Raw genomic sequence first — 12,001 nt, forward strand, 5'->3', positions numbered from 1 at the left:
TTGAACGTCCACACTTATCGGTTGTTGGAACAAGCCAAGGCCTGGCACTGATCGAAGCAATTCGAGAGGGGCGAGGAATTGGAATGGGTCTGTAGCTCAGCTGGTTAGAGCACTGTGTTGATAACGCAGGGGTCGTTGGTTCGAGCCCAACTAGACCCACCAAAAATTCCAATGTCTGGTGAGAAGGATCCCGGGGGATTAGCTCAGCTGGGAGAGCACCTGCTTTGCAAGCAGGGGGTCGTCGGTTCGATCCCGTCATCCTCCACCAAAAACGGCGCACTAAAAGTGCTACAATCGAAGGCTTCCCAATACAAAAGCAGTCTGCGTCAGACTGCTTTTGTATTGAGATACATCTCAATAGGCTGTTCTTTAAAAATTCATAGAGTCGAAATCAGCGTTGCTGGTGGAAAGCGAAATCGAAAGATATTCGCACCGTGCCGCCAGCAACATTTTGATTGCGTCAAAACAGATATTTTGCGAATGCGAAATTATCTAGTAATGACGAATATTCTCTAAGCTGCATTGAAAGATGCAGCCAAAGATATTCACATTACGGCATAACGCGTGAGGTGCAAGACCTCACCAGTCTTTGAAATCTAGAGCTTTGTGCTTCGCAAGAGGCATCAAAGTTATAGGGTCAAGTGACTAAGAGCATATGGTGGATGCCTTGGCGATGATAGGCGACGAAAGACGTGATAGCCTGCGATAAGCTTCGGGGAGCTGGCAAATAAGCTTTGATCCGGAGATTTCTGAATGGGGGAACCCACCTCGCAAGAGGTATCGCATACTGAATACATAGGTATGCGAAGCGAACCTGGAGAACTGAAACATCTAAGTACCCAGAGGAAAAGACATCAACCGAGATTCCGATAGTAGTGGCGAGCGAATTCGGAAGAGCCTTGCAGTGATAGTCGATCGGTTAACAAAACGGCATGGAAAGGCCGACCATAGTGGGTGATAGTCCCGTATGTGAAAACCGATCGGTGGTACTAGGCTGCAGACAAGTAGGGCGGGGCACGAGAAACCCTGTCTGAATATGGGGGGACCATCCTCCAAGGCTAAATACTCATCATCGACCGATAGTGAACCAGTACCGTGAGGGAAAGGCGAAAAGAACCCCGGGAGGGGAGTGAAATAGATCCTGAAACCGTATGCTTACAAAAAGTCGGAGCCCTTCGGGGTGACGGCGTACCTTTTGTATAATGGGTCAGCGACTTACATTCAGTGGCAAGCTTAACCGAATAGGGGAGGCGAAGAGAAATCGAGTCCGAATAGGGCGACTAGTCGCTGGGTGTAGACCCGAAACCAAGTGATCTATCCATGGCCAGGATGAAGGTGCCGTAACAGGTACTGGAGGTCCGAACCCACTAATGTTGCAAAATTAGGGGATGAGCTGTGGATAGGGGTGAAAGGCTAAACAAACTTGGAAATAGCTGGTTCTCTCCGAAAACTATTTAGGTAGTGCCTCAAGTATTACCGTCGGGGGTAGAGCACTGTTTAGGCTAGGGGGTCATGGCGACTTACCAAACCTATGCAAACTCCGAATACCGACGAGTACAGCTTGGGAGACAGAGCACCGGGTGCTAACGTCCGGACTCAAGAGGGAAACAACCCAGACCGCCAGCTAAGGTCCCTAAAATTGGCTAAGTGGGAAACGAAGTGGGAAGGCTAAAACAGTCAGGATGTTGGCTTAGAAGCAGCCATCATTTAAAGAAAGCGTAATAGCTCACTGATCGAGTCGTCCTGCGCGGAAGATGTAACGGGGCTAAGCCAGTTACCGAAGCTGCGGATGCACAGTTTACTGTGCGTGGTAGGAGAGCGTTCTGTAAGCCTGTGAAGGTGTCTGGTAACGGATGCTGGAGGTATCAGAAGTGCGAATGCTGACATGAGTAGCGTTAAAGGGGGTGAAAAGCCCCCTCGCCGTAAGCGCAAGGTTTCCTACGCAACGTTCATCGGCGTAGGGTGAGTCGGCCCCTAAGGCGAGGCAGAGATGCGTAGCTGATGGGAAACAGGTCAATATTCCTGTACCGATCAATAGTGCGATGTGGGGACGGAGAAGGTTAGCTCAGCCAACTGTTGGATATGTTGGTTCAAGCCTGTAGTCGTGCCTGGTAGGCAAATCCGCCAGGCTGAGATGAGGGGTGATAACGAGTCTGCTTGCAGACGAAGTGAGTGATACCCTGCTTCCAGGAAAAGCCACTAAGCTTCAGCTATTGACGACCGTACCGCAAACCGACACTGGTGCGCGAGATGAGTATTCTAAGGCGCTTGAGAGAACTCAGGAGAAGGAACTCGGCAAATTGACACCGTAACTTCGGGAGAAGGTGTACCCCAAGTCAGTGAAGTTGAACAAACGGAGCTAAAAGGGGTTGCAAAAAATTGGTGGCTGCGACTGTTTAATAAAAACACAGCACTCTGCAAACACGAAAGTGGACGTATAGGGTGTGACGCCTGCCCGGTGCTGGAAGATTAAATGATGGGGTGCAAGCTCTTGATTGAAGTCCCAGTAAACGGCGGCCGTAACTATAACGGTCCTAAGGTAGCGAAATTCCTTGTCGGGTAAGTTCCGACCTGCACGAATGGCGTAACGATGGCCACACTGTCTCCTCCTGAGACTCAGCGAAGTTGAAATGTTTGTGATGATGCAATCTCCCCGCGGAAAGACGGAAAGACCCCATGAACCTTTACTGTAGCTTTGTATTGGACTTTGAACGGATCTGTGTAGGATAGGTGGGAGGCTTTGAAGTGCGGTCGCTAGATCGCATGGAGCCAACGTTGAAATACCACCCTGGTGCGTTTGAGGTTCTAACCTAGGTCCATTATCTGGATCGGGGACAGTGCATGGTAGGCAGTTTGACTGGGGCGGTCTCCTCCCAAAGCGTAACGGAGGAGTTCGAAGGTACGCTAGTTACGGTCGGACATCGTGACGATAGTGCAATGGCATAAGCGTGCTTAACTGCGAGACTGACAAGTCGAGCAGATGCGAAAGCAGGACATAGTGATCCGGTGGTTCTGTATGGAAGGGCCATCGCTCAACGGATAAAAGGTACTCTGGGGATAACAGGCTGATACCGCCCAAGAGTTCATATCGACGGCGGTGTTTGGCACCTCGATGTCGGCTCATCTCATCCTGGGGCTGTAGTCGGTCCCAAGGGTATGGCTGTTCGCCATTTAAAGAGGTACGTGAGCTGGGTTTAAAACGTCGTGAGACAGTTTGGTCCCTATCTTCCGTGGGCGCTGCAGATTTGAGGAAGCCTGCTCCTAGTACGAGAGGACCGGAGTGGACACACCTCTGGTGTACCTGTTGTCACGCCAGTGGCATCGCAGGGTAGCTAAGTGTGGAAGAGATAACCGCTGAAAGCATCTAAGCGGGAAACTCGTTTCAAGATGAGATCTGCCGGGGCCTTGAGCCCCCTGAAGGGTCGTTGTAGACCACGACGTTGATAGGCTGGGTGTGGAAGCGCAGTAATGCGTTAAGCTAACCAGTACTAATTGCCCGTGCGGCTTGACCCTATAACTTTGGGTTGAAGCTCAGAAAATGAAGACGGAATGGATCGAAAGATCGTTCAAGTTATGCCAAGTGATGGCGCAATCGAAAAGCTGATAGAAGACTCTATGAATTCGTTGGAGAGAGAGTAAGGGATTAAGAAGTTAATGCCCAAGCGATCGATCCGACAAAAAGTTTATGCCTGATGACCATAGCGATTTGGTACCACTCCTTCCCATCCCGAACAGGACAGTGAAACGAATTTGCGCCGATGATAGTGCGGGTTCCCGTGTGAAAGTAGGTCATCGTCAGGCTCTTACGCCAAAACGCCTGGCTCACGCCAGGCGTTTTCTTCTCTCTCTTCGGCAAGAGGTGTGAGAAGAAAACGCAAAAGCGTTCTAAAAGCGCCGTGAAAACTGTGCTACAATGCAAGGCTTCGCTGATCGCAGCAAGCAACGAGATTTGAAATTGGTTTTGGCTGATTTTGTCTCGGTTCCTTAAAAAAATACAGCCGATAAGCGTGGGCGTTTGGTGGCAAGCAGCCAGTTCTACGGAACAAACTCTTCGGAGTTATCAAACGTTCACAAAAACAGTAATAAAGAAGATTTATCTTCTGATTTCCGTCAAGTGAATGAGCAGTCGAAAGACTTTAAATTCAAGATCGAACTATAGAGTTTGATCCTGGCTCAGATTGAACGCTGGCGGCATGCTTTACACATGCAAGTCGAACGGCAGCACGGACTTCGGTCTGGTGGCGAGTGGCGAACGGGTGAGTAATACATCGGAACGTGCCTAGTAGTGGGGGATAACTACTCGAAAGAGTGGCTAATACCGCATGAGATCTACGGATGAAAGCAGGGGACCTTCGGGCCTTGTGCTACTAGAGCGGCTGATGGCAGATTAGGTAGTTGGTGGGGTAAAGGCTTACCAAGCCTGCGATCTGTAGCTGGTCTGAGAGGACGACCAGCCACACTGGGACTGAGACACGGCCCAGACTCCTACGGGAGGCAGCAGTGGGGAATTTTGGACAATGGGCGCAAGCCTGATCCAGCAATGCCGCGTGCAGGATGAAGGCCCTCGGGTTGTAAACTGCTTTTGTACGGAACGAAAAGCCTGAGGCTAATATCCTCGGGTCATGACGGTACCGTAAGAATAAGCACCGGCTAACTACGTGCCAGCAGCCGCGGTAATACGTAGGGTGCAAGCGTTAATCGGAATTACTGGGCGTAAAGCGTGCGCAGGCGGTTTTGTAAGACAGTGGTGAAATCCCCGGGCTCAACCTGGGAACTGCCATTGTGACTGCAAGGCTAGAGTGCGGCAGAGGGGGATGGAATTCCGCGTGTAGCAGTGAAATGCGTAGATATGCGGAGGAACACCGATGGCGAAGGCAATCCCCTGGGCCTGCACTGACGCTCATGCACGAAAGCGTGGGGAGCAAACAGGATTAGATACCCTGGTAGTCCACGCCCTAAACGATGTCAACTGGTTGTTGGGTCTTAACTGACTCAGTAACGAAGCTAACGCGTGAAGTTGACCGCCTGGGGAGTACGGCCGCAAGGTTGAAACTCAAAGGAATTGACGGGGACCCGCACAAGCGGTGGATGATGTGGTTTAATTCGATGCAACGCGAAAAACCTTACCCACCTTTGACATGTACGGAAGTTACCAGAGATGGTTTCGTGCTCGAAAGAGAACCGTAACACAGGTGCTGCATGGCTGTCGTCAGCTCGTGTCGTGAGATGTTGGGTTAAGTCCCGCAACGAGCGCAACCCTTGCCATTAGTTGCTACATTCAGTTGAGCACTCTAATGGGACTGCCGGTGACAAACCGGAGGAAGGTGGGGATGACGTCAAGTCCTCATGGCCCTTATAGGTGGGGCTACACACGTCATACAATGGCTGGTACAAAGGGTTGCCAACCCGCGAGGGGGAGCTAATCCCATAAAGCCAGTCGTAGTCCGGATCGCAGTCTGCAACTCGACTGCGTGAAGTCGGAATCGCTAGTAATCGTGGATCAGAATGTCACGGTGAATACGTTCCCGGGTCTTGTACACACCGCCCGTCACACCATGGGAGCGGGTCTCGCCAGAAGTAGGTAGCCTAACCGCAAGGAGGGCGCTTACCACGGCGGGGTTCGTGACTGGGGTGAAGTCGTAACAAGGTAGCCGTATCGGAAGGTGCGGCTGGATCACCTCCTTTCTGGAAAAACGCTGCTTAAAATTGAACGTCCACACTTATCGGTTGTTGGAACAAGCCAAGGCCTGGCACTGATCGAAGCAATTCGAGAGGGGCGAGGAATTGGAATGGGTCTGTAGCTCAGCTGGTTAGAGCACTGTGTTGATAACGCAGGGGTCGTTGGTTCGAGCCCAACTAGACCCACCAAAAATTCCAATGTCTGGTGAGAAGGATCCCGGGGGATTAGCTCAGCTGGGAGAGCACCTGCTTTGCAAGCAGGGGGTCGTCGGTTCGATCCCGTCATCCTCCACCAAAAACGGCGCACTAAAAGTGCTACAATCGAAGGCTTCCCAATACAAAAGCAGTCTGCGTCAGACTGCTTTTGTATTGAGATACATCTCAATAGGCTGTTCTTTAAAAATTCATAGAGTCGAAATCAGCGTTGCTGGTGGAAAGCGAAATCGAAAGATATTCGCACCGTGCCGCCAGCAACATTTTGATTGCGTCAAAACAGATATTTTGCGAATGCGAAATTATCTAGTAATGACGAATATTCTCTAAGCTGCATTGAAAGATGCAGCCAAAGATATTCACATTACGGCATAACGCGTGAGGTGCAAGACCTCACCAGTCTTTGAAATCTAGAGCTTTGTGCTTCGCAAGAGGCATCAAAGTTATAGGGTCAAGTGACTAAGAGCATATGGTGGATGCCTTGGCGATGATAGGCGACGAAAGACGTGATAGCCTGCGATAAGCTTCGGGGAGCTGGCAAATAAGCTTTGATCCGGAGATTTCTGAATGGGGGAACCCACCTCGCAAGAGGTATCGCATACTGAATACATAGGTATGCGAAGCGAACCTGGAGAACTGAAACATCTAAGTACCCAGAGGAAAAGACATCAACCGAGATTCCGATAGTAGTGGCGAGCGAATTCGGAAGAGCCTTGCAGTGATAGTCGATCGGTTAACAAAACGGCATGGAAAGGCCGACCATAGTGGGTGATAGTCCCGTATGTGAAAACCGATCGGTGGTACTAGGCTGCAGACAAGTAGGGCGGGGCACGAGAAACCCTGTCTGAATATGGGGGGACCATCCTCCAAGGCTAAATACTCATCATCGACCGATAGTGAACCAGTACCGTGAGGGAAAGGCGAAAAGAACCCCGGGAGGGGAGTGAAATAGATCCTGAAACCGTATGCTTACAAAAAGTCGGAGCCCTTCGGGGTGACGGCGTACCTTTTGTATAATGGGTCAGCGACTTACATTCAGTGGCAAGCTTAACCGAATAGGGGAGGCGAAGAGAAATCGAGTCCGAATAGGGCGACTAGTCGCTGGGTGTAGACCCGAAACCAAGTGATCTATCCATGGCCAGGATGAAGGTGCCGTAACAGGTACTGGAGGTCCGAACCCACTAATGTTGCAAAATTAGGGGATGAGCTGTGGATAGGGGTGAAAGGCTAAACAAACTTGGAAATAGCTGGTTCTCTCCGAAAACTATTTAGGTAGTGCCTCAAGTATTACCGTCGGGGGTAGAGCACTGTTTAGGCTAGGGGGTCATGGCGACTTACCAAACCTATGCAAACTCCGAATACCGACGAGTACAGCTTGGGAGACAGAGCACCGGGTGCTAACGTCCGGACTCAAGAGGGAAACAACCCAGACCGCCAGCTAAGGTCCCTAAAATTGGCTAAGTGGGAAACGAAGTGGGAAGGCTAAAACAGTCAGGATGTTGGCTTAGAAGCAGCCATCATTTAAAGAAAGCGTAATAGCTCACTGATCGAGTCGTCCTGCGCGGAAGATGTAACGGGGCTAAGCCAGTTACCGAAGCTGCGGATGCACAGTTTACTGTGCGTGGTAGGAGAGCGTTCTGTAAGCCTGTGAAGGTGTCTGGTAACGGATGCTGGAGGTATCAGAAGTGCGAATGCTGACATGAGTAGCGTTAAAGGGGGTGAAAAGCCCCCTCGCCGTAAGCGCAAGGTTTCCTACGCAACGTTCATCGGCGTAGGGTGAGTCGGCCCCTAAGGCGAGGCAGAGATGCGTAGCTGATGGGAAACAGGTCAATATTCCTGTACCGATCAATAGTGCGATGTGGGGACGGAGAAGGTTAGCTCAGCCAACTGTTGGATATGTTGGTTCAAGCCTGTAGTCGTGCCTGGTAGGCAAATCCGCCAGGCTGAGATGAGGGGTGATAACGAGTCTGCTTGCAGACGAAGTGAGTGATACCCTGCTTCCAGGAAAAGCCACTAAGCTTCAGCTATTGACGACCGTACCGCAAACCGACACTGGTGCGCGAGATGAGTATTCTAAGGCGCTTGAGAGAACTCAGGAGAAGGAACTCGGCAAATTGACACCGTAACTTCGGGAGAAGGTGTACCCCAAGTCAGTGAAGTTGAACAAACGGAGCTAAAAGGGGTTGCAAAAAATTGGTGGCTGCGACTGTTTAATAAAAACACAGCACTCTGCAAACACGAAAGTGGACGTATAGGGTGTGACGCCTGCCCGGTGCTGGAAGATTAAATGATGGGGTGCAAGCTCTTGATTGAAGTCCCAGTAAACGGCGGCCGTAACTATAACGGTCCTAAGGTAGCGAAATTCCTTGTCGGGTAAGTTCCGACCTGCACGAATGGCGTAACGATGGCCACACTGTCTCCTCCTGAGACTCAGCGAAGTTGAAATGTTTGTGATGATGCAATCTCCCCGCGGAAAGACGGAAAGACCCCATGAACCTTTACTGTAGCTTTGTATTGGACTTTGAACGGATCTGTGTAGGATAGGTGGGAGGCTTTGAAGTGCGGTCGCTAGATCGCATGGAGCCAACGTTGAAATACCACCCTGGTGCGTTTGAGGTTCTAACCTAGGTCCATTATCTGGATCGGGGACAGTGCATGGTAGGCAGTTTGACTGGGGCGGTCTCCTCCCAAAGCGTAACGGAGGAGTTCGAAGGTACGCTAGTTACGGTCGGACATCGTGACGATAGTGCAATGGCATAAGCGTGCTTAACTGCGAGACTGACAAGTCGAGCAGATGCGAAAGCAGGACATAGTGATCCGGTGGTTCTGTATGGAAGGGCCATCGCTCAACGGATAAAAGGTACTCTGGGGATAACAGGCTGATACCGCCCAAGAGTTCATATCGACGGCGGTGTTTGGCACCTCGATGTCGGCTCATCTCATCCTGGGGCTGTAGTCGGTCCCAAGGGTATGGCTGTTCGCCATTTAAAGAGGTACGTGAGCTGGGTTTAAAACGTCGTGAGACAGTTTGGTCCCTATCTTCCGTGGGCGCTGCAGATTTGAGGAAGCCTGCTCCTAGTACGAGAGGACCGGAGTGGACACACCTCTGGTGTACCTGTTGTCACGCCAGTGGCATCGCAGGGTAGCTAAGTGTGGAAGAGATAACCGCTGAAAGCATCTAAGCGGGAAACTCGTTTCAAGATGAGATCTGCCGGGGCCTTGAGCCCCCTGAAGGGTCGTTGTAGACCACGACGTTGATAGGCTGGGTGTGGAAGCGCAGTAATGCGTTAAGCTAACCAGTACTAATTGCCCGTGCGGCTTGACCCTATAACTTTGGGTTGAAGCTCAGAAAATGAAGACGGAATGGATCGAAAGATCGTTCAAGTTATGCCAAGTGATGGCGCAATCGAAAAGCTGATAGAAGACTCTATGAATTCGTTGGAGAGAGAGTAAGGGATTAAGAAGTTAATGCCCAAGCGATCGATCCGACAAAAAGTTTATGCCTGATGACCATAGCGATTTGGTACCACTCCTTCCCATCCCGAACAGGACAGTGAAACGAATTTGCGCCGATGATAGTGCGGGTTCCCGTGTGAAAGTAGGTCATCGTCAGGCTCTTACGCCAAAACGCCTGGCTCACGCCAGGCGTTTTCTTCTCTCTCTTCGGCAAGAGGTGTGAGAAGAAAACGCAAAAGCGTTCTAAAAGCGCCGTGAAAACTGTGCTACAATGCAAGGCTTCGCTGATCGCAGCAAGCAACGAGATTTGAAATTGGTTTTGGCTGATTTTGTCTCGGTTCCTTAAAAAAATACAGCCGATAAGCGTGGGCGTTTGGTGGCAAGCAGCCAGTTCTACGGAACAAACTCTTCGGAGTTATCAAACGTTCACAAAAACAGTAATAAAGAAGATTTATCTTCTGATTTCCGTCAAGTGAATGAGCAGTCGAAAGACTTTAAATTCAAGATCGAACTATAGAGTTTGATCCTGGCTCAGATTGAACGCTGGCGGCATGCTTTACACATGCAAGTCGAACGGCAGCACGGACTTCGGTCTGGTGGCGAGTGGCGAACGGGTGAGTAATACATCGGAACGTGCCTAGTAGTGGGGGATAACTACTCGAAAGAGTGGCTAATACCGCATGAGATCTACGGATGAAAGCAGGGGACCTTCGGGCCTTGTGCTACTAGAGCGGCTGATGGCAGATTAGGTAGTTGGTGGGGTAAAGGCTTACCAAGCCTGCGATCTGTAGCTGGTCTGAGAGGACGACCAGCCACACTGGGACTGAGACACGGCCCAGACTCCTACGGGAGGCAGCAGTGGGGAATTTTGGACAATGGGCGCAAGCCTGATCCAGCAATGCCGCGTGCAGGATGAAGGCCCTCGGGTTGTAAACTGCTTTTGTACGGAACGAAAAGCCTGAGGCTAATATCCTCGGGTCATGACGGTACCGTAAGAATAAGCACCGGCTAACTACGTGCCAGCAGCCGCGGTAATACGTAGGGTGCAAGCGTTAATCGGAATTACTGGGCGTAAAGCGTGCGCAGGCGGTTTTGTAAGACAGTGGTGAAATCCCCGGGCTCAACCTGGGAACTGCCATTGTGACTGCAAGGCTAGAGTGCGGCAGAGGGGGATGGAATTCCGCGTGTAGCAGTGAAATGCGTAGATATGCGGAGGAACACCGATGGCGAAGGCAATCCCCTGGGCCTGCACTGACGCTCATGCACGAAAGCGTGGGGAGCAAACAGGATTAGATACCCTGGTAGTCCACGCCCTAAACGATGTCAACTGGTTGTTGGGTCTTAACTGACTCAGTAACGAAGCTAACGCGTGAAGTTGACCGCCTGGGGAGTACGGCCGCAAGGTTGAAACTCAAAGGAATTGACGGGGACCCGCACAAGCGGTGGATGATGTGGTTTAATTCGATGCAACGCGAAAAACCTTACCCACCTTTGACATGTACGGAAGTTACCAGAGATGGTTTCGTGCTCGAAAGAGAACCGTAACACAGGTGCTGCATGGCTGTCGTCAGCTCGTGTCGTGAGATGTTGGGTTAAGTCCCGCAACGAGCGCAACCCTTGCCATTAGTTGCTACATTCAGTTGAGCACTCTAATGGGACTGCCGGTGACAAACCGGAGGAAGGTGGGGATGACGTCAAGTCCTCATGGCCCTTATAGGTGGGGCTACACACGTCATACAATGGCTGGTACAAAGGGTTGCCAACCCGCGAGGGGGAGCTAATCCCATAAAGCCAGTCGTAGTCCGGATCGCAGTCTGCAACTCGACTGCGTGAAGTCGGAATCGCTAGTAATCGTGGATCAGAATGTCACGGTGAATACGTTCCCGGGTCTTGTACACACCGCCCGTCACACCATGGGAGCGGGTCTCGCCAGAAGTAGGTAGCCTAACCGCAAGGAGGGCGCTTACCACGGCGGGGTTCGTGACTGGGGTGAAGTCGTAACAAGGTAGCCGTATCGGAAGGTGCGGCTGGATCACCTCCTTTCTGGAAAAACGCTGCTTAAAATTGAACGTCCACACTTATCGGTTGTTGGAACAAGCCAAGGCCTGGCACTGATCGAAGCAATTCGAGAGGGGCGAGGAATTGGAATGGGTCTGTAGCTCAGCTGGTTAGAGCACTGTGTTGATAACGCAGGGGTCGTTGGTTCGAGCCCAACTAGACCCACCAAAAATTCCAATGTCTGGTGAGAAGGATCCCGGGGGATTAGCTCAGCTGGGAGAGCACCTGCTTTGCAAGCAGGGGGTCGTCGGTTCGATCCCGTCATCCTCCACCAAAAACGGCGCACTAAAAGTGCTACAATCGAAGGCTTCCCAATACAAAAGCAGTCTGCGTCAGACTGCTTTTGTATTGAGATACATCTCAATAGGCTGTTCTTTAAAAATTCATAGAGTCGAAATCAGCGTTGCTGGTGGAAAGCGAAATCGAAAGATATTCGCACCGTGCCGCCAGCAACATTTTGATTGCGTCAAAACAGATATTTTGCGAATGCGAAATTATCTAGTAATGACGAATATTCTCTAAGCTGCATTGAAAGATGCAGCCAAAGATATTCACATTACGGCATAACGCGTGAGGTGCAAGACCTCACCAGTCT

General features: G+C 50.9%; 6 tRNA genes and 6 rRNA genes. All 12 read left to right on the top strand.

The window, feature by feature from the left end:
• Positions 1–85 precede the first annotated feature (85 nt).
• The 12 genes from QMY55_RS02510 to QMY55_RS02565 all read left to right on the top strand — a co-directional run bounded on the left by QMY55_RS02510 (position 86) and on the right by QMY55_RS02565 (position 11,680).
• Positions 86–162: transfer RNA gene (locus tag QMY55_RS02510), tRNA-Ile, on the top strand.
• A gap of 30 nt (positions 163–192) precedes the next feature.
• A tRNA-Ala gene (locus QMY55_RS02515) sits at positions 193–268 on the top strand.
• Between the two features lie 367 nt (positions 269–635).
• Positions 636–3,513: ribosomal RNA gene (locus tag QMY55_RS02520) — 23S ribosomal RNA — on the top strand.
• A 175-nt stretch (positions 3,514–3,688) separates the two neighbouring features.
• Positions 3,689–3,801 (top strand): 5S ribosomal RNA (rrf, locus tag QMY55_RS02525).
• A 349-nt stretch (positions 3,802–4,150) separates the two neighbouring features.
• Positions 4,151–5,685 (top strand): 16S ribosomal RNA (locus QMY55_RS02530).
• Between the two features lie 106 nt (positions 5,686–5,791).
• Positions 5,792–5,868 (top strand) — tRNA-Ile (locus tag QMY55_RS02535).
• A 30-nt stretch (positions 5,869–5,898) separates the two neighbouring features.
• Positions 5,899–5,974, top strand: a tRNA-Ala gene (locus QMY55_RS02540).
• A 367-nt stretch (positions 5,975–6,341) separates the two neighbouring features.
• Positions 6,342–9,219 (top strand): 23S ribosomal RNA (locus QMY55_RS02545).
• A gap of 175 nt (positions 9,220–9,394) precedes the next feature.
• Positions 9,395–9,507 (top strand): 5S ribosomal RNA (gene rrf / locus QMY55_RS02550).
• 349 nt (positions 9,508–9,856) lie between these two features.
• Positions 9,857–11,391, top strand: a 16S ribosomal RNA gene (locus QMY55_RS02555).
• The 16S, 23S and 5S rRNA genes sit together here with 6 tRNA genes alongside, the layout of an rRNA operon.
• Positions 11,392–11,497: 106 nt before the next feature.
• Positions 11,498–11,574, top strand: a tRNA-Ile gene (locus QMY55_RS02560).
• A gap of 30 nt (positions 11,575–11,604) precedes the next feature.
• Positions 11,605–11,680 (top strand) — tRNA-Ala (locus QMY55_RS02565).
• The last annotated feature ends 321 nt before the right edge of the window (positions 11,681–12,001 follow it).

It is taken from the genome of Comamonas resistens, assembly GCF_030064165.1.
Taxonomy (GTDB): Bacteria; Pseudomonadota; Gammaproteobacteria; order Burkholderiales; family Burkholderiaceae_C; genus Comamonas; species Comamonas resistens.